Here is a 23055-nt window from a genome sequence, read left to right on the forward strand (position 1 = left end):
AAACCTGCACAAAGTAGAAAGCCCTGGCTTAAGCCAGGGCTTCTTTGTTTTTCCGGAAGTCTTTAGAACAGCGCCATGATGTCCACGACGACATTGCTTCTGCGGTTCAGCAGCACGATGTTGCCACCAATGATGACGTGGCGGCAGTCGGGCGGCGGAGGCGGCAGTCGGCGTTCCCACTCAACCGGAACCGGGTAGATCTTCTTGGCCAGTCCCGGAGGCAGCGTGCCACGCTCTTCGAGCTGGCGCTGCAGCCCCGGAGGCAGGCGGTCCTTCTTGGCCAGTCCCGGTGGCAGACGGTTGCGGTGGTCGTCGCGCCAGCGCATGGCGTACTGACGGTTGTCGTCGGCGTAGTAGCGGCGGGCATCGCGATGGTCGCGGCCATGGTCGTCATAGCGCTCGGCCTGCTTGCCATGATCGTCGTCCCGGCCCTTGTCCTTGCCGTGCTTATCATGGCCGTAGGCATGGCCCTGTGCCAGGGCGGTGGCGCTGACCGCCAGCGCCGTGGTGAATACGAACATTCTCACCCATGAATTTAGTTTCATACGAAGTACCCTCCTGAGCTGGAAACACAGTCTACGCCGGGATGTTGCGGCGTGCACGCAGGAAGTTGAACGGGTGAACCTGTGGACAAACGAAAAGCCGTGACCAATCGGCCACGGCCCTTGCACGGCATCCTGCGCTAGTACTTGGCGTTGGCGATCTGGTCGATGTTGAGGCTCTTGAGGTATTCGGCGAAAGCCGTGCCGAGCTCCGGGTGCTTCACGGCGAACTCGACGGTAGCTTTGAGGAAGCCGAGCTTGTCGCCCGCATCATGCCGCTTGCCGGAGAATTGATAGGCGTACATCTTTTCCTTGGAGAGCAGCAGGCGCATGGCGTCGGTCAGCTGCAACTCGCCGCCGGCGCCGGGCGTGATCTCCTCAATGCATTCGAAGATGCGCGGCGTCAGAACGTAGCGGCCGATGATGGCCTGGTTGGAGGGGGCCTCCTCCGGTTTCGGCTTCTCCACCATGTTGCAAATCTCAAACAGCTTGCCGCCAAAGCCCTCCACCGGCGTCACGTCGAGCACGCCATAAGAGGAAATGGCCCGGCCCTCGACGATCTGCGTGGCGATGACCGAGCACTGCGTCTCCTCGAAGACCTCAATGAGCTGCTGGATGCAGGGCGTCTCGGAGTCGACCACATCGTCGGGCAGCAGCACGGCAAACGGTTCGTTGCCCACAATCTCCTTGGCCATCAGCACCGCATGGCCAAGCCCGAGCGGCTGCTTCTGGCGGACGGAGATGATCTGCACCATGCGCGAGACCTGCTGCGCCACGCCGTGCAATTCCTTCTTGCCGCGCGCCTCCAGCGTCTTCTCCAGCTCGTAGGTCACGTCAAAGTGGTCTTCCATGATCGTTTTGCCACGGCTGTTGACGAAGATGATCTGGTCGCAGCCGGCGTGCACGGCCTCTTCCACGCCGTATTGAATGATCGGCTTGTCGACCAGGTTCAACATCTCCTTGGGGATCACCTTGGTCGCGGGCAGGAAGCGCGTGCCCATACCGGCCACGGGAAAGACGGCTTTGCGCACTGTCATCGTCATAGAAACTCTTGCTCACTTACTGGGGGCGGCGGTGAGAACCAACATGCAGCCAACGCACCATCATAAAGCCGGCCGGAGAGGAGCGCATCTCCTTCCGGCCGGTGGAAAGAACAAATTCATGTTTGTGAAACACGGGCGCCCGCGGGCGTCGTGTTAGCGCGACTCGTGTGACAGCATGGTCTCGCGGATGACCTTCAGCGGCGCGGTGCCCTGGCGCATGAACTCGTCGTGGAAGTCGCGCAGGCTGAACTTTGCGCCCTGCCGCTTCTGCATCTCCGCGCGCAGCTCCAAAATCTGCAGCTTGCCGAGCGTGTACATCAGGTAGGTCGGGTCGCTGGTGCCTCGGCGCGCTTCCTTCATCGCCGTTGGACGGCCCTGGTAGCCATCGCGGACAAAGAACTCCACCGCCTGGTCAAAGCTCATCTTGCCCGTGTGCATCTGTATGGCGACAACGTAGCGGGCGTTGCGCAGCAGCGCATCCTGCAACTGGCCCAGCCGCAGCTTCAGGTAGGGAATGTCCTTCTCCTCGGGCACGCCAGCCGTGCGGCCGTAGCCTTCGTCGATCATCATCTGCTCGGTGTAGTGCGCCCAGCCCTCCACGTTGGTTCCGGCAAAGTGCGAGCCAATGTTGCTCAGGTCGAGCGAGAGGAACTGGCGGATGCGCGAGGGCACGCGGTCGTTCCACAGGTATTGCTCGTAGTGTCCGGGGATGACCTCATGAATGGCCGTGGTGGTGACCACGCCCCAGTTGAAGTCCTGCATGTACTCCTCGGTCTGCGCGGGGGTGCCGTTCGGGTCGGGCAGCGTGACGTTGAAGTACGCCTCCGTCGCCTTGGTCTCGAACGGGCCGGGCGCGTCCATGGAGGCTGAGGTGAGCGCGCGCATGAAGGCCGGGGTCTCCTCAATTTTCGGCATCAGGCGCGAGGGCGTGGTGATAATCGGCTTGCTGTCACAGAAGGCGCGCATGCCGTCGAGCTTGCCCTGGAAGGCCGAGAGCAACTCGTTCGGCGCCGGGTGCTCCTTCTGCGTGGCCGCCAGAATCTGCTGCGGAGTCTTTGCGGGGTCGATGAGCTTGGCCACGCGCGCGTACTCGCGCTGGTTGCGACGCAGGTTGGCCATGCCGCGCGCCAGCAGCTTGTCCAGAGGCTCGTCAACCATCTCTTCCAGTTGCAGCTTGCGGTGCAGGTTCGCGGCGCCGAAGCGGTAGTCGCCGTTGGAGCGCGGCAGCAGGTCTTCCTTCAGGAACTTCAGGTAGTCCTGCATGGCGATGAGCGCCGCGCCGTTGGCTTTGCGGAACTCCGACTTCAACTGCGGGTCCTGCACGTTGTCGAAGGCGGCGGGCACGTCGGTGAGGAAGAAGTTCATCACGTCCGGCAGTTGCTCAATGGCAATCTGCGTGTAGAGCTTCGGCGGATTCTTCAGGTTCTGCCGGGCGGCGGCGAACAGCGCGGGCATCTGTTTTTCGCGGGCGGTCAGCGCGCGCAGCCGCTCTTCGGGCGAAGCAAAGTTGCGGCCAAGCAGCAGGAACGTGGAGTCCGAGGCGATGGCCGTGTAGTGGTCCGGGTCCTTCTGCCAGGTCTTCTGCGTCTCCAGTTCGAAGATGCGCGAGCCAATGAAGGCCAGCATCATCTCGCGGTCGGCGCGTGCCCACTGGCTCCAGCCTTTCGCTTTGCCATCGGCGTTCAGTGCGCGAAACTTCTTCTCCCACTCGCGGTAGATGCCGATCTGCCGCGTGAGGTGCGCCTCGGAGAGGTCCTCAAGCTGCGCGTCATACTCGTGGAAGCCGACGCGCGTGCCCGCCGAGGGCTGGAACTCGAAGAAGGCCTTCATGAAGCCGTCGGCGAGCTGTGTCAGCTCGGCCGGATCGGCATCGCTCTTCACCGGATCGGTGGCCTTCGTGCTGTTCGTGTTCTGGGCGGAAAGGGGCATGGCAAACAGGAGAACCGCAAAAAGTACCGCAAATGATTTCGTCATTGTGATTGATCCAAATTCTTCGCGCTAACCCGCCAGATCGGCGATCATCAGCCGCAGGCCCATCAGCACCTCGTCGGCTTTCGCGGCCCTGAGCGTGAACTTCAGCACGCCCTGCGGCGTGAACTGCGAACCCTTGTTCTGCGCCACAAACTGCATGATGCGGGCCGGATCGACCTGCGCCTTCTCGTGGAAGCGTATGCTCACCAGGTCGCGTCGACGGTCGATGGCGGCCACGCCCACGCGCTGGCACAGCAGCTTGAGCCCGGCGTATTGCAGCAGGTTGTGCACGGCCGCCGGAGGCTCGCCGTAGCGGTCGCGCAGTTCGCCGGCCACGTCGGTCAACTGCGCCTCGTTCTCCACGCCGGCCACGCGCTTGTACATGCGCAGGCGGTGGTTCTCCTCGCGGATGTAGTCGTTCGGGATGCGTATGTTGAGGCCGAGGTTGAGCTGCGTGTCCGTGGCCTCGACGACGGTTTCGCCCTTCAACTCGCGCACCGTCTGTTCCAGCATCGTGGTGTACATTTCAAAGCCCACGGCGTCGATGTGCCCGCTCTGCTGGCCGCCGAGCAGGTTGCCCGCGCCGCGCAGTTCCAGGTCAAGCGCCGCAATTTTGAAGCCCGCGCCTAGGTCGCTGAACTCGCGCAACGCCGCCAGCCTGCGGCGCGCCAGATCGGAGAGGTCACGCTCGGCCGGCACCAGCAGGTAGGCGTAGGCACGGCGGTTGCTGCGGCCCACGCGTCCGCGGAGCTGGTACAGCTCGCTCAGGCCGTGGCGGTCGGCGCGGTTGATGATGATGGTGTTGCAGAGCGGAATGTCGAGTCCGTTCTCGATGATGGTGGTGGCCACCAGGATGTCGGCCTCATGCCGCATGAAGGCCAGCATGATCTTTTCCAGCTCGCCTTCGCCCATCTGCCCGTGACCGACAAGGATGCGTGCGCGCGGTACCAATTCTTGCAGGTGCGCGGCCATCTCGTAGATGGAGTCCACGCGGTTGTGCACAAAATAGACCTGCCCGCCGCGTTCGAGTTCCTGCAGAATGGCCGAGCGCAGCACCTTCTCATTCCACTGCGCCACCACGGTCTGGATGGCCATGCGGTCTTTCGGCGGTGTCTCAATCACGCTCATGTCGCGCAGGCCAATGAGCGACATGTGCAGGGTGCGCGGAATCGGCGTGGCCGACATGGTGAGCACGTCGACCTCCTTGCGCAACTGCTTCAGCCGCTCCTTGTGGCGCACCCCAAAGCGCTGCTCCTCGTCGATGATGACCAGCCCGAGGTCGGGGAACTTCACGTCTTTGCTCAGCACGCGGTGCGTGCCAATGAGGATATCGATCTTGCCCTGGTTCACCTTGTCGACGATATCGGCCTGCTGCCGCGTGGTGCGGAAGCGCGAGATCATCTCAATGCTGATGGGGAAGGCGGCAAAGCGGCGCTTGAAGGTCTCATAGTGCTGGAAGGCCAGCACCGTGGTCGGCGCCAGCACGGCCACCTGCTTGCCGTCATTGACGGCCTTGAAGGCCGCGCGCATGGAGACCTCGGTCTTGCCATAGCCCACGTCGCCGCAGAGCAGCCGGTCCATCGGCTGCGTGCTCTCCATGTCGCGCTTGATGTCGGCAATGGCCGCGAGTTGGTCGTCGGTCTCGGTGTATTCGAACGAATCCTCGAACTCGCGCATGAAGGCGTTGTCGGGCGAGTACTGGTAGCCCACGGCGGTCTTGCGCTGCGCGTAGAGCTTGAGCAGCTCGTCGGCCATGTCCTGCATGGCCTTCTTGACCTTGGCCTTCGTTTTGGCCCACTGCTGCGTGCCCAGCCGGCTGAGCACGGGCTTGGCACCGCCCTCGGCCGAGCGGTACTTCTGCACCAGGTCGAGCCGCGTGAGGGGCACGTAAAGCCGCGCGCCCTCCGCGTACTCCAGGATCATGAATTCTTCGGTCGAGCCATCGGCCTGCGAAATTTCGCGGAGGCCCTGGTACTGGCCAATGCCGTGCTCAATGTGTACCACGTAGTCGCCAATGGCGAGGTCGCGGAAGTCGGAGAGGAAGGCGGCGGTCTTTGACTTGCGGCGCGGCGCGCGCGAGGCCGCAACTTCGGCCTCGTCGAACAGGTCATGCGAGCCGAACAGCACAAGCTGCGACTGCGGCAGCGCCACGCCCTCGGGTACGTCGGCACGCACCAGCGTGGTCACCACGGCATCGCCGGAGTAGCTGCCCTCGTCGGCATACGTGGGGCCGCCGGCACGCTGCACGCGCGAACCCATGCGGTAGGGCACGGCGTACTGGTTGAAGATTTCCGCCAGACGCTCGAGCTCGCCGCCGGTTCCGGCCACCAGCAGCACGCGCTGGCCTTCCCCGGTCAGCCGCTTCACTTCTTCCAGCATGGCGGGCACGTTGCCGTGGAAACGCGGCGTGGTCTGCGACTCGGCGGTGACGATGTCGCGACCGTCGCCAAGGTCCACGCCAAGCTGCTCCATGTCGATACCGGCACAGCGTTGCAGCCGCGCGCGCCACTCTTCGGGCGTGCAGTAAAGCTCTTCGGGGCGGATCAGGTTGCCGATGCCGGAGCGCTCATGCGCGTCCAGCACGCGGTCCCACCATGCGTCCAGGTCGCGCGCCAGCAGGTCGGGCTCCTCGGCAAAGACCGGCGAGCCGCTCATCAGGTCGAAGATGGTCTCCGTGGCGCCGGCCACGGGCGCAAAGAACTCCCAGCCGGGGAAGACCGAGACGCCGCCGGAGCGCGCGGCGTTTTCGAGCGCCTCCTCGGCGCCTTCCACGCGGCGTCCGCTGAGGCGCGCGTTGATGACCGCCAGCGTCTCCTCGGTCACCGGAGTTTCCGTCAGCGGTAGCAACACCACCTCGTCCACGGCCATGGCCGAGCGCTGCGTGGAGGGGTCGAAGCGGCGGATCGATTCGACCTCATCGCCAAACAACTCAATGCGCAGCGGGCGTTCCTGCTCGGGCGGGTAAATGTCGAGGATGCCGCCGCGCACGGCGTACTCGCCCTGCATTTCCACCACGTCGGTCTGCGTGTAGCCCACCACGTTCAGGTGCTGCACCAGCGGCACAAGGTCCACCGTGTCATTGCGGCGGATGGTGCGCGCCAGCTCGCGGTAGAACTCGCCTTCGTGCAGGCGTATGGAGGCCGAGGCAAAGGGTACCAGCACCAGAGAGGCCTCGCCGGTGGCAATGCGCCACAGCGCCTTGGCGCGGGCCTCCTGAATTTCCGGGTGCGGAGAAAGGCTTTCAAATGGCAGCACGTCGCGCGAGGGCAGGTAGACGACGCTCTCGGGCGCGGCCGCTCCGGTCAGCTCGCAGAAGCCCTGCAGCACGGGCAGCATCTGCTCGGCCGATTGATTGTCACTGGTGAGGATGAGGACCGGCCGCCGCGCCGCGCGGTGCAGCAGCGCATAGTGCAGGGCCTTGGCCGTCTGGGTCAGTCCGGAGACACGTATCCGCCCCGCGCCACTCTTCAGGTGGGTAGCAGCACGCAAGAACCAGGAACTGTTCTCCGCGTCCGCGAGCAGCTCGTGGACGAAAGGCAAAACCATCGCTTCAATTCTAGCAAGGTGGGCGGCGTTGTGTGGCGTGCCCGCCGTATTGCTACTTTCCGTGGCCCACCGGCACCAGGTAAATCGGCGTGAGGGAGGCGGGCAGGTTGGCGGCTTCCGCGGCCTGCTTTGGCTCAACACCGCCCACGGGCACGCCGGCCAACTTCAAGGCCGTGGCCTCCAGCAGCAGGTTCTGCGCCGCGTGTCCGGCCTCCAGGTTCACAAAACGAGTGCCGGTCTCCAGGCCGCCCATGCTGGCGGCGCGTCCATACTCTCCGGCGATGAGAAACACTGCGGGCGCGTGATGCACCGTCCCTTGTCCAGAGAGCTTGGTGCGCAGGTCGCTCTTGGAGAGCTGCGCCAGTTCGTGCGTCTTGGGCAAATATTCGAAGAAGCCATCGGCGGTGGCCAGGTACAGGTGCAGGAAATATTGTCCGTGCGCGGAGGGTGCGGTGCGATGGCCCTTGGCGTCCGTGACGCCCTGCGCGGCCCACACAAGCTGCGAGATCTCCGCCATCGTCAGCTTGGTTTCTGCGTAGCTGCGCACGGAGCGGCGCTTGGCCAGCGCGGCGTTCAACGTGATGCCGCCGGTGGTATCCGGCGCGGGCAGCTTGATGGTGTTGGCGGCAGCCGCGGCGGGCTGCGCCATGGCAAAGCAGGAGGCAAGCAGGAGAACGAGCAACAGGGAAGAGAGCGTACGCATGAAGTCCTCCGGCGCTTGGCGCGGCAGCCAAACGCAAACAGCCCGCGGAGACATTCCGCAGGCTGTTCCATTGGAGCACACTTCGCCCGCGCCGCGTGTGCATGTTTGTTAAAGATTCAGGCGGCTAAAGGTCGAGATGCAGGCGCACGCCGGGCATGGTGATCGGCCCACGGTCGCGGTTGTAACCGGGGTTGGCGATGTGCTGCACGTCGGCGGAGAGAAAGAAGCCGCGCCACAGGTGCATCGTGTAGTAGGCCTCCACAATCTGCTCGCGACCGTAGTTGAGCGCGCCATCGCCGAGAATGAAGCCGATGCCGCCGTTGCGCAGGTAGGCCTGGTGGTCGGCGGAGATGCCGCTGGTGACGAACGCCACGCCCAGCTTGTCCTGCGGACGTCGCCACAGGCGTCCAGCGTAGTCGGCGCCGAATGAGGCGGTTGAATCCGTCTCGGTGTAGACGAACGATTCGTGCTGCCCCTCGTTCCAGCCGAGGCGGAAGAAGGCCCGCAGATCGCGCGTAAGCTCCTGCTCACCATTCAGCCCGAAGCCGTATTTGATGGCGCCCTGGCGGCGCGTGTTCTCGATCGTCGGACGCGTGTCCAGGTGCGCAAGATAGCGGCTCACCGCGTCGCGGTAGCTGCCCATGTTGGCGTGGTTCACGTAGGTCAGCGCGCGCAGCACGGTCTTGCGGTCGCGCAGCAGGGTGGGCCGGAATTCGAATTCGATGTTCTCGGCGCGAGCGCGGGCGACATCGGCGTCCAGGTGCGGGCCGTTGGCCGTCTTCGGCATCAGCATCTCGCCAAAGCGCACGCCCCACAGCCGGTCTTCAAACTCGACGATGGCGCCGTAGGTATAGCCGCGCGTGTCGCCCGCGTAGTCGAAAGCCGGATTGTTGACCAGCGCGAGGTTGGCAAACTGCAGGTGGCTGTCGCTGCCCACGGAGTTCGCGTCGAAATAGTCGGCGGTGCTGAACTTGCCAAAGCGGAACTCCAGCCGCCGCACCGGCTGCGTGGTGGCCAGCGAGAGCGGGCCTCGGTCTGCCTTCTGTTCTTCCGCGCCAAGCGGCAGCGTGTAGTGGTAGACCACGCGCGCTATGTAGGGCGAAGCCTTGGCGGAGTTGGCCCGCACCACGTCAACATTGGTGGAACCGGCGACGCCGAGCGCGTTGCCCACGCTGTGTCCGCCCGCCTCCTCCACGTTGAACAGCAGCTCCTGATGCCTGGTCGCCTGGTAGCCGAGGTAGAGCGTCAACACGCGCGAGGTGGCTTCGGCGTCTTTGTTCGTCTGGCTATTGGCGCCGCTGTAGCGGGCGGGAAAGTCCGTGTGCGCCTGAAAGATGAAGTTCGCCTGGCCGCTCACCCACCAGCGCGCGCTGTCGCTGTGGGGAAAGAGGGTGACAGAGGTCGCTTCCTCGGAGGGAGGATTGTTCTGCGGCGTGGCCTGCTGTGCGGCCGCGCGAGTCGCACCGCCAAACAACGTTGCGGCGAAGACGCAGGAGAGCGCGCAGCGGAAAATTCGCTTGAGTGAAAACATTGCCAGCATTGGAATACGTTCTTTCGTTGAGGTCACCTTTCATCTTGCCAGAGCCAGCGGGCTGCGGCGTGACAAGAAGGAAAATTCTGCTGCACTTTGGTGGCAGCGCGGAGCGGACTTCCCTGCGCTGCTATCATGGAATGTCAGCCAATTCACGCGGCGCCTCATGTGCCGCACATACCTGGATACGAACGATGTCGCAAAACCATTCACGCTCTCTTGAACTGCAAAAACGTGCCGAGCAGTTGATGCCCGGCGGTGTGAACAGCCCTGTGCGCGCATTCCGCGCCGTTGGCGGCGAGCCGCCGATGATCGTGCGCGGCGAAGGCTCGCGCATGTTCGACGTCGATGGCAACTCCTACATCGATTACGTGCTGAGCTGGGGCCCGCTGATGCTGGGCCATTGCGCGCCGGAAGTGGTGGAGGCCGTCATCGCGGCCACCCACAACGGCACCAGCTTTGGCGCCAGCACGCCCACGGAGGCCGAACTGGCCGAAGCCGTGCTCAAGGCGTTCCCGTCGATGGAGAAGGTGCGCTTTGTCTCCAGCGGCACCGAGGCCACCATGTCGGCCATCCGACTGGCGCGCGCCTACACCAACCGCAAGTACATCGTGAAGTTTGAAGGCTGCTACCACGGACACTCCGACGCGCTGCTGGTGAAGGCCGGCTCCGGCGTCGCCACCTTCGGCATCCCCGGCTCGGCCGGCGTGCCCGAGGAGTTCGTGCAGTTCACGCTGGCGCTGCCGTACAACAATCCCAAGGCCGTGGAAGAGGCGTTCGACCAGCTCAAGGGGCAGATCGCATGCATCATTGTGGAGCCCGTGGTGGGCAACATGGGTTGCGTGCCGCCCGCGCCCGGCTACCTCGACTTCCTGCGGGAGATCACGCGCCGCGAAGGCGCGCTGCTCATCGTGGATGAAGTGATGACCGGCTTCCGCGTCAGCTACGGCGGAGCGCAGGAGCTTTACAACGTCAAGCCCGACCTCACCACCCTCGGCAAGGTCATCGGCGGAGGCCTGCCGGTGGGCGCCTACGGCGGTCCGGCGGAGATCATGAACATGGTTTCACCGGTCGGTCCCATGTACCAGGCGGGCACGTTGAGCGGCAACCCGCTGGCGATGGCTGCCGGACTGGCCATGCTCAAGACGCTCAGCGAAAATCGCGCGACCATCTATCCACGCCTGGCCGAGCTCTCGAAGAAGCTGGTCGATGGCATTCTGGCCGCCGCCAAGGACGCGGGCGTGGCCATGACCGCCAATCAGGTTGGCGCCATGTTCACCTGGTTCTTTACGGACAAAAAGGTTGTGGACTGGGACACGGCCGCCTCGAGCGACACGGCCAAGTTCGGCAAGTATCACCACGCCATGCTCGAATCCGGCATCTGGCTGCCGCCCTCGCAGTTTGAGGCCGCGTTCCTTTCGACGGCGCACACCGAGGCCGATATCGACGCCACCATCGCCGCCGCACGCAAAGCGCTGGCTGCCATTGGATAGCGCGTCATTCCAAGGGAAGCAAAAGCCCCGCCTGCCGGCGGGGCTTTTGTGTTTTTAGCGAATGGAAACTGTCCCGGTCGATTGGGCGGGGGCTGGTCCGCAGTCGTACCAGTCGATTTCGGTGCGGTACTCCAGCAGCGGCGTGTCATGCGCGTAGCGGCTGCGGATCTGATAGGAGGTATCGTGCGCGCCGCGGAATTGTCCCGTCCAGCGGCAGCGTGCCTGCAACAGCTTGCGAACTTCCTCGGCCTTGAGCACATCCGGCACGTTTCCCGAACCGAGCGCCAGCACTACTTTGCCGGAAAGAGGGTTCTGCCGGATCGCATCCGGGGCCATCGGAATGATTCGATACCCGTGCCGCGCAAAGACCGCGACTCGATCATCAAGGTTAGGCTCGGTGGCCAGTCCGAGTTCGTGGGTCAAGTAGAAGAAGAAGGAATTGTTGACGCTGAGCACCGCCGCTCCGTTGCGCACGTCGGGCGCGGCCATGCGGGCTGCCTGCTGCCAGGGCTCGATGGGGTTTGTCACCGTGTAATGTGAGCCGGAAGCGATGCCGACCCAGCCGGCAATCAGAATCAGCAGAAGTCCGGCGCGAGCGGGCAGAAAGACCGTCCGGCGGGAACTGCTGGCTGCGATGCCCAGCGACAGGAACAGCCAGCCGAAGAGAAACACGACGCGCTTGACGTTCAGGTGGGCGCTGAGCTGAAGAATCAGGACAGTCGCCAGAAAATACACCAGCCAGCGGCGAGCCGGACTGCGCCAGGTGCTCCACAGCAGCAGTCCTGTGCCCAGCACAACCAGCATGCTCAGCGGCCAATACCAAGGCGCCACCGCAACGGACCCGAAGATGGAGAAGAGTGTGTAGGCAATGCCGACAAGATTGCTGGAGGCCTTGGACGCCCGAGGAACCGTCCTGGACAAGTCCGTGATGAGTGCATGAAGCAGCGGCAGAATGCTGACCAGATACACGGCCGAGAGCATGATCAGCTGCTTCAGGTAACGCCGGGCAACGTCGAGATGGAACAACAGCAGGTCTACAACAAGCAATGCCAGCAGCACGCTTGAGAAGTAATTGGACCACACGAGAAGAAAGATCAGGACCGCTCCGCCAAGCCAGACTCCCCACCCCGCAGCGCGCTCATCCAGCAACCGCAGATAGAACCAGGTGAGCACCGCGATCAGGAAGTAGCAGACCGTATACCAGCCGGCGATGCGGGAATAGTGGAAAGCAAATGGCCAGAACAGGGCCGTCAGCAGCACGCTCCAGTAACCGGCCATCCCGCCCAGTTTCTCTCCGCACTTGGCCAGCACCCAGGTTCCTGCGATGTAGAACAGGTTGGCAAAAATGCGCAACAGCGGCAGAGAGTAATGCGTCAGAACCAGCCAGCCATGCAGCAGGATGTCGGTTACTGGCGGGTGTTCATGCTGGGCTCCTCCCTGGAGAAACAACAGAAACGTGCGCAGCGCCGGATGATAGGCCACGGTGACGATCGAGACTTCGTCGTCCAGAATGCAGTAGTAGCCGTTGGTGGCAATCATTGCGGCGGCGTAGGCCGTCAGAAGCAGAATACTCAGGAGGACGCACCGGCGCTGGGACATTACGTCATTATATAAAACCGCAAACTGCGGCTGAGAGCGCCTGCGTCCCCGCAAATCACTCGCTGCATCGCGATTCACGGCCCGCGCAAATCCGGTATTGAAGCGGATGGCCGACGCCGTTCCGCTCTCTACACGAACGGCAGGTTCACGCCGGGCCGTGCCTGCAGCATCTCGGTCACGGTGGCGAACTGGAAGCCGCGCTCCTTGTACATGGTGATGAGGCGGTCGGTGGCCTCCACGGAGCGGCTGCGGTCGGTGCCGATGCCCTGGTCGCTGCCGTCATGCAGCAGCACAATTTCGCCGCCGGCAATCTGCCGCTCGGCGTGCTTCACAATCTCGTCGGCCGAGCCCGCGCTCCAGTCGTAGCAGGTCACGCGCCACATCACCGGCTCCAGCTTGTATTCGCGCGCAATGCGGAAGGTGGCGGGGCGGCGTCCACCGAACGGCGGACGGAAGAGGAAGGGCGCTTCGCCCGTGGCATCCTCAATCGCCTTCTGCGTGCGGGTGATCTCCTCACGCAGCTCGCGCTCGTTGGCGAAGATCAGGTTGCGGTGCGAGTAGGCGTGGCTGCCGATGGTGTGTCCGGCGCGCGCCACCTGCCGCGCAATCTCCGGAAGCTGCTCCACGTAGCGGCCCACCATGAAGAAGGTGGCGTGCACGTCGTGCTTGGCCAGCACGTCCAGCAGGCGCGGCGTCCACGGATCGTTGGGCCCGTCGTCAAAGGTCAGGGCCAGCACGCGCGTGCCGTCCTTCAATCCGTTAAAGTTGGCTCCGTAAAGCTGCGACCAGGGCACCATGGTATGCGCCCCGGCAAAGACGGCCGCCGCCGCGGCCCCCACTCCTGCAATTCCGCCAATCAAACCGAGCATGTGGTGATTGTAAATGAGCGGGTAGGCCACGCTTCAAAGATAGCTGCAGTCGAATCTCCTGAGTGGAGTTTGGAATGAAGCCAGAAGTTTGGTCAGGACACAATTAGTCAGGATTTGGATTCTCGAACTGAGCGATTCTTAGGACCGTATCGAAATTCCGCAAGTCTCTGTAATGCAGTAAGAGAATTTCATTAGTTGCTGCCAGTTGTTCTGCGTCTCTTGTATAGCGGTTGTTGGTGACGACGGCACCGAAATTTGCTTTTTCATGCGCGCGCGCTGCAGAAGCTTCTTGGACTGCTTTGTTTCCAACCGGGCGCGTGTAGAGCTTGCACTGAAAAACGCAACGGACGCCTTCCTTTTCCGCGATGACATCTACTCCTTGATCTCTGCTCAGGGTTGTGACGTGGGCATCCCATCCTCCGAACCGGAGTTCTTCTGCGCAAAATAGTTCAAATTCGGCGGGAGTCATCTCCTCAAGAGGTGTTCGGAGCGGAGGTCGGGAGTCGATTTCCCTGGCGACACGATCTTCGATGGCACGCTCAATGGAAGAACGTAAAGTAACAATTCTTTCTCTGAATTGAGATGGCACAGCGGGTTCCAGATGTTCCTGCCAGAAATACTCTCGTTCCTGAAGCCACTTCTCCAGCCTTGGTTTGCCATAAGCATCGGGCTGAACCAATTGCATTTTCCTTCGCGCCAGCGAAATGATGTGCGAGTCAACTACACGCAGTGCGGCCTCAAGGGCAGCTCTGTCGGTTGCTTGTTCCTTGCGTACATGATCGCGATACCAGAAAAATCCTGCCACGATGGTAGCGGTTAGAACGCCAATTGTTGCAGCGGGGTGTTCAATGAGGAGCGCACAGAACACTGCAACCACCACAATCACTAAACAACCTAATGCGCTATTTGAAGATGAACTGTTTGAACGCCTAGGCACGAAATGACTCTCTTTGGGGGAAGACAACATGATGCCATCGTTCAAGTGAACAGCAAAGGCATTTTGTAGCATCTTAGGCATCAATTTCACGACCACCTATAAGATCATCGAGATATTTACTCTTCCTCCAATTGCTGCAAACGGCGAAGCGCGTTATGCTGCGAAGGTTGGTCCCTGCACATGGCGAACCTGTTCGAACCACCCCGTTATATTGCGATCGAAGGCCCCATACGGGTCGGCAAGAGCACGCTTGCGCGCTATCTGGCCGAGCAGCTCCACGGGCAGCTTGTGCAGGAGCCGGAAGACAACCCGTTCCTCTCCGCCTTTTATGACGGCGAGCCGGGCTCGGCCTTCCAGACGCAGTTCACCTTCCTCATTCAGCGCTATGAGCAGTTGAAGGCGCTCGACGCTCCGTCCGACTCGCGCAAGATCATCGTCACCGACTACATCTTCGAGAAGGACAAGCTGTTCGCCAACCTGAACCTGAGCGACCCGGAGCTGGCCGTCTACGACCGCTACTACAACCGCTTCCGCGAGGAGCTGCCGGTGCCCGACCTGGTCATCTATCTCCAGGCTTCCGTGGACGTGCTGCGCCGCCGCATGAAGAAAAAGAACGTGGCCGTCGAACGCGCCATCAACGAGGACTATATGGAGGAGATTGTGCGTGCCTACGAGCACTTCTTCTTCCACTACTCGGCCAGCGACCTGCTCGTGGTCAACACCACGGAGATTGATTTTGTGGAGCGCAGCGCCGACCTGCAGATGCTGCTGCGCCGCGTCAGCGAGCCCATCAACGGCACCCAGTACTTCCTGCCGCTCGGCAGCCAGCCGGGCACGCCCGGCGTCTAGCCGTTCCTGAAATTTGCTCCGAGCAATTCCCTGCGACTACAATCTGCGGGGCCGCATCTCATTCGCCGGATGGCCGTGAGACGGGCCACAGGCGGCATCCCCCAAGGGGGAGCCTCACTGGAGGTTGTATGAGCATTACCAGCGGCGACTTCAGCCGCAAAACCACCCTGCGAACGCTCGCTGAGAAGAAGCAGCGCCGCGAGCGGCTTGTCTGCATTACCGCCTACGATTACTCCGCCGCGCGCCTGGCCGATGAAGCTTCGGTCGACATGGTGCTGGTCGGCGACTCGCTTGCGCAGGTCGTGCTCGGTTACGAGAACACGCTGCCCGTCACGGTTGACGAGATGCTGCACCACGTCAAGGCCGTGCATCGCGGGCTGCGGCAGGCGTTCCTCATCGCCGACATGCCCTATGGCAGCTACCACGTGGACGACACTTCGGCCGTGGCCAACGCCGCGCGCTTCCTCAAAGAAGGCGGCGCGGAGGCCGTCAAGCTGGAAGGCGGCGAGAAGCGTGTCGCGCTGGTGCAACGGCTTATCGACGCCGAAATTCCTGTAGCGGGCCATATCGGCCTGACGCCGCAGAGCGTGCACCGCATGGGCGGCTACAAGGTGCAGGGCAAGACCGTCGCGGCCATTGACCAGCTTGTGCGCGACGCCGTGGCGCTGGACCGTGCCGGTGTCTGCTGCCTGTTCCTGGAGGGCATCCCGCGCGAGGTTGCCGCGCGCATCACCGCCGAGGTCGAGACGCCGACGATCGGCATTGGCGCCGGGCCGGAGTGCGACGGGCAGGTGCTCGTCTGGCATGACCTGCTGACGCTGACCTTCAATCCTCCGGCAAAGTTTGTGCGCCGTTATGCCGACATCGGCCTAGCCATCCGCGAGGCCCTGCAGGCTTACGCGGCCGACGTGCGCAGCGGCGAATTTCCGGGTGACGCCGAGAGTTATCATCTACCGAAGGAGACGCGCGCGGCGCTTGAGACCCTTGCGGCCCGTCCGCGTCCGCTCGCCAAATCATGAAGCTCTGTTCGTACGCACTGTGCGCCGCGCTGACGCTTTCGATCGCTCCGCTGGCCGTGGCGCAGAGCACCGCGCCCAAGTCGGCTCCTAAGACCACGGCAAAATCCTCCACGGCTGCAAAGCCTGCGGCAGCCACGCGCGCCGAGTGCTCGGCGGAGGCACAGTTCTGCGTGAACGTGCCCACCGCATGGCAGCGGCTCGGCGACGACGAAGGCGCGGGCTTTGTGGTGGCCGAGCCGAAGGCCGGGCTGCCGCAGGAACAGTGGCCGCTGCTCACCACCGGTGCGGTCGAATTGCCCGATGTTCCCGAAGGCAAGGAGCCGCCAACGCTTGACGAGTTTGTGACCGCCGAGCTGATGAACGTGGGCAGGCAGTTCACTATTGTGGCCAGCGAACGCTCGCGCCGCGAAATCAGCGGACACGACGCGCAGACCGTGCGCCTGGTGGAGCAGGACGCGCAGACCACGGAAGCGGCGGTCGAGTTGCTCGGCTTCATCGATGGCGATGATGACGTGATTTACATGATTTCGCTGCGCTGCTCGCAGGCCGAGGAAGAGCGCCTGACGCCGGTCTTTGACCGCATTCTGCGCAGTTGGCGCAGCACCACCAAGGCGGCCGCACCGGCCACGCCGAAGACTGCTCCGGGCAGCGCCAAGCCGGCAGCCAAATAACAAATTCAATTTCGAGAGAGCAATGCAGATCATTCATGAAGTGAAGGCGATGCAGGCGGCGTGCCGCGAGCTGCGTCGCGCGGGCAAAACTGTTGGACTGGTGCCGACTATGGGCGCCCTGCACGCCGGGCACGTTTCGCTGGTGCGCGCGGCGCGCGCCGCGTGCGATGCCGTCGCGGTTTCAATCTTCGTCAACCCCTTGCAGTTTGGGCCTGCCGAGGATCTCGACCAGTATCCGCGCACGCTGGCCGCAGACTGCGAGAAGCTGGTGGCCGAGGGAGTGGAGCTGGTCTTTGCCCCGGCGCCGGAAGAGATGTATCCGGCGAATGCATCGACATATGTAAATGTTGAAGGCCTGAGCGAACGGCTCGACGGCGCATCGCGCCCCGGACACTTCCGCGGCGTCACCACGGTGGTGAATAAGCTCTTCCAGATCGTGCGGCCCGAGCGCGCGTTCTTCGGCCAGAAGGATGCGGCGCAGGTGGCGGTGCTGCGGCGCATGGTGCGCGACCTCAACATCGACCTTGAACTCGTCGTCTGCCCCATTGTGCGCGAAGCCGACGGGCTGGCGCTCTCCTCGCGCAACATGTATCTCTCTCCGGAGGAGCGCAAGGCCGCCCTGTGCCTGAGCCGCTCGCTGACCGCGCTGCGCGGGCAGTACGCCAGGGGCGAGCGAAGCTCCGGGCATCTGCTGGCAGCCGCGCGCGAGGTCATCGCCGCCGAACCGCTGGCCAAGCTCGATTACTACACGCTCGTTGACTGGGACACGCTTGAGCCGCTGGCGGAGGCCCGCCCGGGCGCGCTGGTGGCCGTTGCCGCATGGATCGGAGCAACTCGCCTGATCGACAATTGCGTGCTGGAGTAAGCTGCGGCAACACAAGGTGGTTCGACTTCGCATCCTCCTGCTGTACAGGAGGACGCGCCGCTCACCATGACAGGTGGTGGAAGAGGGAATTAACTCCTTCCGGAGACGAAGGCGTTGCCTGCGAGAACATACCGCAGCGGAGTCTCCGCGGCTTTGCGAATGCCGATGCGCGGCGTGGTCAGCACGCGCGCGTGGGCCGCGCCGTCGTCGGCCATCCACAGGTCGCCCGCGCTGGCAAACAGTGGCTTGCCGTTGTCGCGCTCGCGGGTGATGCCCAGCGCCTGGCAGAGCCGTCCCGGGCCGGAGGCAAGCTGGCGAAGCTGCGCCGTTGTGGGCGGTGCGCTCAGCGTCAGGTTGCGGGCGGCGGCCATCTCCGCAATTCCCGCCACTGGCTCCAGCGCGCGCAGCAACAGGCAGCCCGGCTGGTCTTCTCCCATGCAACTGATATTCACGCAGAAGTGCATGCCGTAGATGAAGTAGACGTAGGCATGCCCGGCGGGGCCAAAGAGCACGGCGTTGCGCGCGGTACGTCCGCTGTAGGCATGCGCCGCCGGATCGTCGGCGCCGAGGTAGGCTTCCGCCTCCACAATGCGGCCCGCCAGCAGAGTGCGGCCTTCACGCCGCACCAGCAGCTTGCCCAGCAGTTGCGGAGCCACCTCGCGCGGGTCGCGGTCAAAGAATCTCTGCTCCACGCGATGACGCAGCGCGGCCTGCCCGGCACTGCGAGCAACACTGCTCCCCGGGTTGACGATGTGGCGGGCCATGCGTCGAAAAGGAATGGGCGGGCTGCGCAGACGTGCGCCCGCGCAGCCCGGGAGTTACTTCTTCAGCGCCTTGAACTGCGCCAGTACTTCGTCGGCGTGGCCTTCGGGTTTCACCTTCGGCCAGACGTGGGCAATGGTGCCGTCAGGCGCAATGAGGAACGTGGTGCGCACAACACCTTTCACCTTTTTGCCGTACATGTTCTTGTCCTTCAGAACGTCGTAGGCAATGGCGACCTTTTTTTCGGCGTCGGCCAGCAGGGTGAAGGGCAGCGTGAACTTGGTTTCAAACTTCTTCTGCGCCGCCGGGGTGTCGGGCGAAATGCCGAGCACCACCAGCCCCGCCTTCTTCAGCTTGGCGTGGCTGTCGCGGAAGCTGCAGGCCTCAATGGTGCAGCCGGGCGTGTTGGCGCGCGGGTAGAAGTAGAGGACCACGTACTGTCCGCGGAACTGCGAAAGCGTGACGTTATCGCCGTTCTGGTCGGGCAGGGTAAAATCAGGTGCTTTCTCGTGTATGTCCATGGCCAATAAGCTATACCGCATCTTCGCAGGGGTTGTCACCCTGAGCGTGCTGCTGGCGGCGCCGCTCCGGGCGCAGTATCGCAAGCCCGCGCCGCGCACGCAGCCGCGCGGCATCGCCGTGGTGGAGCGCTTTGCTGACGGCAAAATGCGCCTGGTTCCCGTCTGCATCTTCTTCGAGAACAAATATCAGGATGCGGCTTTCTATCAGCTCCGCACCGTGCCCCTGGCGCTCCAGACGGAGACGCTCTACGAAGTGCAGCGCTCGGGCGAGCCGGTGGGGCAGTTCAATGTGCAGACCGCCTACCGTCAGGGCAGCTTCTGGTACGGCCTGGGTAAGTGGAAGGATTACAACGCCGCGCAGAAGCGCGCCGACGATCAGCGCCGCCAGAAGCAGGAGCTTTCCGCCGCCGATAAATCCGGCGTCTTCCGCGCGCGCGGCATCGACGGCGGCCGCGACTCCTCCAGCGACAAGCGCAGCAAGCGGGACAAGAACGACAAGAAGTCCGGCGACGACACCAGCAAGAGCGGCGATAACAAGCCGTCCAGCTCCGACGACTCTGACCGCCCCGTGCTCCACCGCAAGAGCGACAGCACCGAGGACAAGACCGCCGAGAAGACGCCTCCGCCCGATGACGATGACCCCGATCGTCCGCGCCTGAAGCGCACCGACGACAAGCCCGCCACCGCGTCCGCGGATGTGAAGGACAAAGCAAAGCCGACAGAGGAAGCGTCGGTCGCCGACGAGGATGATGGGCGTCCGCGCCTGCGCCACAACCAGGGCAAGGAGACCAGTGGTGCCGACCTGAAGGGCGGCAGCGTGGTTTCCAAGGCCAACGTGGAGCCGACCGCCGTCTTTGCCGCCATCAGCGACCAGCAGGTGACCTCCTCGCACGGTTTCGCGCTGATGTGGACGGAGGGCGAGCAGCACCACATGGTGGATACCACTCAGGCGCTGGCGGCCGCCGAGCTGCGTAAGGCGCTGCCTTCGTCGCTGGCGCGCATGGTTCCAAAGCAGATTGAGTTCACCGAAGTCGATGGCCGCGTCTATGACCTTGAGATGCGCAGCAGCCCGACCGTGGTCTTCACCGCCGCCTATCGCGCGCCGCTGCCTGTGGCGGGCAGCCAGCCCACACTCGATAAGGCCCCGGCCGGAGCCACCTACCGTGTAACGGTTGTTGCGCGTTTCAGCTCCGAGGGCAAGGCCGTCAAGCTGTACAGCGAGGTCAGCGATCCAAACGATCTCGACAATGCGCCGGAACTGCGCTTCGTCGATGCCGTCGATGTCGATGGTGACGGCCGTGGCGAATTGCTCTTCCAGAAGCGTGGCGCGCACGGTGTCGGCTGGATGGTGCGCCGCGTGACTCCCTACGAGACGGTGGCGCTGTTTGACGGCATGCTGCACTCGGTGATGCCGACCGAGCATTAAGCGTTCAACTTGAAATACGGAAGGCCGCGCCGAGGCGTGGCCTTCTTCCTTTATTGCATCCATTCGCCGCCGCTACTCCTCGCTGGAGAGCACCTCACGCACCTTGGCGAGCAGTTCCGGCCGCTGGAACGGCTTGAGCAGCGTGTGCGTCACGCCCAGCCCCTGAGAAGCGGCCTCCACCTCGGAGAAGGCGGAGACGAACAGCACGCGGATGCGATTGCCACGCTGCCGGAGCTGGCTGACCAGTACGCGTCCGTTCATGCGCGGCATCGTCAGGTCGGTAATCAGCAGGTCGAAGGCGTGGTTGCGCTCCATCACTTCCAGCGCTTCCTCGCCGTCAGCGGCGGTTTCAACCTGATACCCCGCAGAGGCCAGTGCCGCTTTGGCCAGCTCGCGAATCTGCGCCTCATCTTCCACCAGCAGAATGCGCTCGTGTCCGGTTTGCGGAGCCGCTGCGTGAGATCTCTTCTCGCCACCGGCGGCGGCCTCAATCTTGGGGAAGTAGATGTGGAAGGCCGTGCCGCGCCCGACCTCGCTCTCCACCTGGATGACACCGTTGCTCTGCTGCACAATGCCGTAGACCGTGGCCAAGCCCAGCCCGGTTCCCTTGCCATCGCGCTTGGTGGTGAAGAACGGCTCAAAGACGCGGGTTCGCAGCTCCGGCTCAATGCCGCAGCCAGTGTCGATCACGCTGAGCATCACCCAGTCGCGCTGCTGGCGGCCGTCGGTGACCAGCCCCTGCGGCGGTGCTGCCGCGGCGGTGCGCAGGGTGAGGCGGCCACCGTCGGGCATGGCATCGCGCGCGTTCACCACCAGGTTCATCAGGATCTGCACCAGTTGGCCGGCGTCGGCAAGAATGCAGCCGAGGTTCTTGCCCAGCTCCAGCCGGATCTCGATGTCCTCGCCGATGACGCGTTCCAGCATGTTCTTGGTGTCATGCACCACGGCGTTCAGCTCCACCACCTGGGGCTTGAGCACCTGCTGACGGCTGAAGGCCAGCAGGTGGCGGGTCAGGCCGGCGGCGCGCTCGGTCGCCTGCTTGATGACCTCAAGGCGCTTCCGCAGCGAAGAGCCTTCGGCGGCATCATCCAGCAGCAATTCAATGGAGAGCGACATGACGGCCAGCATGTTGTTGAAGTCGTGCGCAATGCCGCCGGCCAGCCGCCCGATGGCCTCCATCTTCTGCGACTGCCGGTATTGCTCCTCAAGCTGAAGGTGGTCGGTGATGTCACGGATCAGCAGCAGCACGCACTCGCGGCCGTGAATGTGGACGCGCTCGGCGGAGAGTTCCACCTCCAGCACGCGGCCGCTGCGATGGCGCCCGCGCGCGCGCATGCCAATCACCCGGTCCATCTGCCGTACGCGGTCAATCAGGTGCTGACGATCATGGTTGTCCGCCCAGGTGCCCAGCTCGGCCGTGGTCTTGTCCAGCATCTCCTCGCGGCTGTAACCGAAGATTCCCGTGGCGGCATCGTTCACTTCGATGATTCGGCCGGAGTCCATCTCGGCGATGGTCATGCCTTCCGGGCTGGAGCGGAACGCCTTGTTGAACAGCTCCTGCGACTGGCGCAGCGTCTCTTCCATGCGCCGCCGTTCCTCCACCTCGCCGCGCAGGTAGGAGACCTGCTGCTGCCGGTAGGCGGCCAGCGCCAGCACCGCGAGCAGCGCCGAGGAGATGAGGTAGACCACGATGCTCACAATGAGCATGGTGTGGAACGGCTGCATGATCTCGGCCTTGTCGATGCGGGTGATCATGCCCCAGCCCAGTTGCGGTACCCAGCCGCTGATGGCGAACTGTTCGGTGCCATCCGTGGCGCGGCGCGTTCCAAATTTGGGCTGACGGCGCAGGGATGGCTCGGCCATCGAATCCTTCCACTCCTTCGGAATGGGGGAGACGCGCAACTGCGAAAAGTACCGCACTGCTCCCTGCGGCGTGCGCGCCAGAAACACGGTGCGGGAGGTGCGTATGCGCGCGTCGGTCTCCACCAGCGAGCGGATGGACTCGGACTTGGTCACGCAGACGAGCGTGCCGTGTATCTGCCTGGAACTGGGATCGTGCGGGTCCAGCACGGGCACCAGCACGGCGATTTCTGGAAAGCCGGAGCCGCTGTTGGAACCGAACAGGGTGACAATCTGCGCCGAGAAATCTGTGCGGCTGTGAGCTTCTGCCGGCAGCGAGTTCGCCGAAGATGTGGCCAGCACCACGGCTCCGTTGGCGTCCAGCAGATAGACGGCGGAATACTCGAACTGGTCGCGGAAGGTGTCCAGAATCCGCGTGGCGTGCGGGCTGCCGTGGCCCTCCTGCAACGTCTCATGCACCACGGGGAAGGCAGCCAGCAAGCGTGCGCCGCGCTCCCGTTCTTCAATCCACAGGTTGATCAGGTGGCTCTTTTCTTCCGCCACGCGGTTCAGAATGTCATGCGCCTGCTCCACCCGGGCGCGATAGTACGCGTTAAGAAGAATTCCGACGAAGACTCCGGCCACCACCAGAGCCGTCAGCAGGCTGGCGAGATAAACAGCGGCAGAACGGGTTGGCGCCGTTGGACGCGTCTTCATCGGGGGCTCGGATTGCAGCAATGTCTGGTGGTAAAGTTCGGCCTGACGCAGCATTGTAACCGCGCTGTAACCCATCATGCCCGGGAAACCGCGAAGAGAATTGCCGTCGCCCGTGAAACGATTCCCGGTTTAGCGCACGGTGCGAATACGCG

Annotated in this window: 18 protein-coding genes; 6 read left to right on the plus strand and 12 right to left on the minus strand. The window is 63.5% G+C overall.

What is annotated here, in order from left to right; translation table 11 throughout:
* Positions 1-62: 62 nt before the first annotated feature.
* From AC6IZO_RS14520 to AC6IZO_RS14545, 6 genes are all read right to left on the minus strand, one after another.
* The gene (locus tag AC6IZO_RS14520) at positions 63-545 is read right to left on the minus strand and encodes a hypothetical protein (RefSeq protein ID WP_497805873.1); all 483 of its coding nucleotides are present in this window, start codon (positions 543-545) and stop codon (positions 63-65) included.
* Positions 546-682: 137 nt separating this feature from the next.
* Positions 683-1585 carry a UTP--glucose-1-phosphate uridylyltransferase GalU gene (galU, locus tag AC6IZO_RS14525; protein WP_497805875.1) on the minus strand — a complete coding sequence of 301 codons (903 nt, stop codon included), beginning with the start codon at positions 1583-1585 and terminating at the stop codon, positions 683-685.
* Between the two features lie 153 nt (positions 1586-1738).
* Positions 1739-3559 (minus strand): DUF885 domain-containing protein, encoded by a 1821-nt coding sequence (locus AC6IZO_RS14530; protein ID WP_497805877.1) that lies wholly within the window; start codon positions 3557-3559, stop codon positions 1739-1741.
* Between the two features lie 24 nt (positions 3560-3583).
* Positions 3584-7102: a transcription-repair coupling factor gene (gene mfd, locus AC6IZO_RS14535; protein WP_497805879.1), complete on the minus strand. Its 3519-nt coding sequence runs from the start codon at positions 7100-7102 to the stop codon at positions 3584-3586.
* 52 nt (positions 7103-7154) lie between these two features.
* A complete protein-coding gene (locus tag AC6IZO_RS14540) occupies positions 7155-7805 on the minus strand; it encodes a nitroreductase family protein (protein ID WP_497805881.1) in 651 nt (216 codons plus the stop codon).
* Between the two features lie 124 nt (positions 7806-7929).
* A complete protein-coding gene (locus AC6IZO_RS14545; RefSeq protein ID WP_497805883.1) occupies positions 7930-9336 on the minus strand; it encodes a carbohydrate porin in 1407 nt (468 codons plus the stop codon).
* Between the two features lie 194 nt (positions 9337-9530).
* Between AC6IZO_RS14545 and hemL the strand changes: the two genes are divergently transcribed.
* Positions 9531-10829, plus strand: coding sequence for a glutamate-1-semialdehyde 2,1-aminomutase (gene hemL / locus AC6IZO_RS14550; protein ID WP_497805885.1), 1299 nt, complete (start codon positions 9531-9533; stop codon positions 10827-10829).
* A 54-nt stretch (positions 10830-10883) separates the two neighbouring features.
* Here the strand turns inward: hemL and AC6IZO_RS14555 are convergent, their stop codons facing one another.
* From AC6IZO_RS14555 to AC6IZO_RS14565, 3 genes are all read right to left on the minus strand, one after another.
* Positions 10884-12428 carry a hypothetical protein gene (locus AC6IZO_RS14555; RefSeq protein ID WP_497805887.1) on the minus strand — a complete coding sequence of 515 codons (1545 nt, stop codon included), beginning with the start codon at positions 12426-12428 and terminating at the stop codon, positions 10884-10886.
* A 128-nt stretch (positions 12429-12556) separates the two neighbouring features.
* Positions 12557-13297, minus strand: a complete 741-nt coding sequence (locus AC6IZO_RS14560) for a polysaccharide deacetylase family protein (protein ID WP_497805889.1) — start codon at positions 13295-13297, stop codon at positions 12557-12559.
* Between the two features lie 103 nt (positions 13298-13400).
* Positions 13401-14315: a restriction endonuclease gene (locus AC6IZO_RS14565; RefSeq protein WP_497805891.1), complete on the minus strand. Its 915-nt coding sequence runs from the start codon at positions 14313-14315 to the stop codon at positions 13401-13403.
* Positions 14316-14414: 99 nt separating this feature from the next.
* Between AC6IZO_RS14565 and AC6IZO_RS14570 the strand changes: the two genes are divergently transcribed.
* The 4 genes from AC6IZO_RS14570 to panC all read left to right on the plus strand — a co-directional run bounded on the left by AC6IZO_RS14570 (position 14415) and on the right by panC (position 17638).
* Positions 14415-15083 carry a deoxynucleoside kinase gene (locus tag AC6IZO_RS14570; protein WP_497805893.1) on the plus strand — a complete coding sequence of 223 codons (669 nt, stop codon included), beginning with the start codon at positions 14415-14417 and terminating at the stop codon, positions 15081-15083.
* 128 nt (positions 15084-15211) lie between these two features.
* Complete coding sequence (panB, locus tag AC6IZO_RS14575) at positions 15212-16102, plus strand: 3-methyl-2-oxobutanoate hydroxymethyltransferase (RefSeq protein WP_497805895.1); 891 nt, start codon at positions 15212-15214, stop codon at positions 16100-16102.
* On the plus strand, positions 16099-16773 hold the full coding sequence (locus AC6IZO_RS14580; RefSeq protein WP_497805897.1) for a hypothetical protein: 675 nt from the start codon (positions 16099-16101) through the stop codon (positions 16771-16773). Before panB ends, AC6IZO_RS14580 begins: the two co-directional genes overlap by 4 nt.
* A gap of 22 nt (positions 16774-16795) precedes the next feature.
* On the plus strand, positions 16796-17638 hold the full coding sequence (panC, locus tag AC6IZO_RS14585; protein WP_497805899.1) for a pantoate--beta-alanine ligase: 843 nt from the start codon (positions 16796-16798) through the stop codon (positions 17636-17638).
* An 89-nt stretch (positions 17639-17727) separates the two neighbouring features.
* Here the strand turns inward: panC and AC6IZO_RS14590 are convergent, their stop codons facing one another.
* Positions 17728-18402, minus strand: a complete 675-nt coding sequence (locus AC6IZO_RS14590; RefSeq protein WP_497805901.1) for a DNA-3-methyladenine glycosylase — start codon at positions 18400-18402, stop codon at positions 17728-17730.
* Between the two features lie 54 nt (positions 18403-18456).
* Entirely contained in the window at positions 18457-18921 is a 465-nt protein-coding gene (gene bcp, locus AC6IZO_RS14595; protein WP_497805903.1) for a thioredoxin-dependent thiol peroxidase, read from the minus strand.
* Here bcp and AC6IZO_RS14600 point away from each other — a divergent pair.
* A complete protein-coding gene (locus AC6IZO_RS14600) occupies positions 18920-20347 on the plus strand; it encodes a hypothetical protein (RefSeq protein WP_497805905.1) in 1428 nt (475 codons plus the stop codon). The genes bcp and AC6IZO_RS14600 overlap by 2 nt on opposite strands.
* Positions 20348-20419: 72 nt before the next feature.
* Here AC6IZO_RS14600 and AC6IZO_RS14605 read toward each other — a convergent pair whose 3' ends face one another.
* Entirely contained in the window at positions 20420-22903 is a 2484-nt protein-coding gene (locus tag AC6IZO_RS14605; RefSeq protein ID WP_497805907.1) for an ATP-binding protein, read from the minus strand.
* Between the last annotated feature and the right edge of the window lie 152 nt (positions 22904-23055).

This window comes from Oryzophilus luti, assembly GCF_059726245.1.

Excerpts from the sequence above, each read along its gene's own strand:
- AC6IZO_RS14520 (WP_497805873.1), bottom strand. The coding sequence starts at position 545 with ATGAAACTAAATTCATGGGTGAGAATGTTCGTATTCACCACGGCGCTG.
- galU (WP_497805875.1), bottom strand. The coding sequence starts at position 1,585 with ATGACGATGACAGTGCGCAAAGCCGTCTTTCCCGTGGCCGGTATGGGC.
- AC6IZO_RS14530 (WP_497805877.1), bottom strand. The coding sequence starts at position 3,559 with ATGACGAAATCATTTGCGGTACTTTTTGCGGTTCTCCTGTTTGCCATG.
- mfd (WP_497805879.1), bottom strand. The coding sequence starts at position 7,102 with ATGGTTTTGCCTTTCGTCCACGAGCTGCTCGCGGACGCGGAGAACAGT.
- AC6IZO_RS14540 (WP_497805881.1), bottom strand. The coding sequence starts at position 7,805 with ATGCGTACGCTCTCTTCCCTGTTGCTCGTTCTCCTGCTTGCCTCCTGC.
- AC6IZO_RS14545 (WP_497805883.1), bottom strand. The coding sequence starts at position 9,336 with ATGTTTTCACTCAAGCGAATTTTCCGCTGCGCGCTCTCCTGCGTCTTC.
- hemL (WP_497805885.1), top strand. The coding sequence starts at position 9,531 with ATGTCGCAAAACCATTCACGCTCTCTTGAACTGCAAAAACGTGCCGAG.
- AC6IZO_RS14555 (WP_497805887.1), bottom strand. The coding sequence starts at position 12,428 with ATGTCCCAGCGCCGGTGCGTCCTCCTGAGTATTCTGCTTCTGACGGCC.
- AC6IZO_RS14560 (WP_497805889.1), bottom strand. The coding sequence starts at position 13,297 with ATGCTCGGTTTGATTGGCGGAATTGCAGGAGTGGGGGCCGCGGCGGCG.
- AC6IZO_RS14565 (WP_497805891.1), bottom strand. The coding sequence starts at position 14,315 with ATGCCTAAGATGCTACAAAATGCCTTTGCTGTTCACTTGAACGATGGC.
- AC6IZO_RS14570 (WP_497805893.1), top strand. The coding sequence starts at position 14,415 with ATGGCGAACCTGTTCGAACCACCCCGTTATATTGCGATCGAAGGCCCC.
- panB (WP_497805895.1), top strand. The coding sequence starts at position 15,212 with ATGAGCATTACCAGCGGCGACTTCAGCCGCAAAACCACCCTGCGAACG.
- AC6IZO_RS14580 (WP_497805897.1), top strand. The coding sequence starts at position 16,099 with ATGAAGCTCTGTTCGTACGCACTGTGCGCCGCGCTGACGCTTTCGATC.
- panC (WP_497805899.1), top strand. The coding sequence starts at position 16,796 with ATGCAGATCATTCATGAAGTGAAGGCGATGCAGGCGGCGTGCCGCGAG.
- AC6IZO_RS14590 (WP_497805901.1), bottom strand. The coding sequence starts at position 18,402 with ATGGCCCGCCACATCGTCAACCCGGGGAGCAGTGTTGCTCGCAGTGCC.
- AC6IZO_RS14600 (WP_497805905.1), top strand. The coding sequence starts at position 18,920 with ATGGCCAATAAGCTATACCGCATCTTCGCAGGGGTTGTCACCCTGAGC.
- bcp (WP_497805903.1), bottom strand. The coding sequence starts at position 18,921 with ATGGACATACACGAGAAAGCACCTGATTTTACCCTGCCCGACCAGAAC.
- AC6IZO_RS14605 (WP_497805907.1), bottom strand. The coding sequence starts at position 22,903 with ATGAAGACGCGTCCAACGGCGCCAACCCGTTCTGCCGCTGTTTATCTC.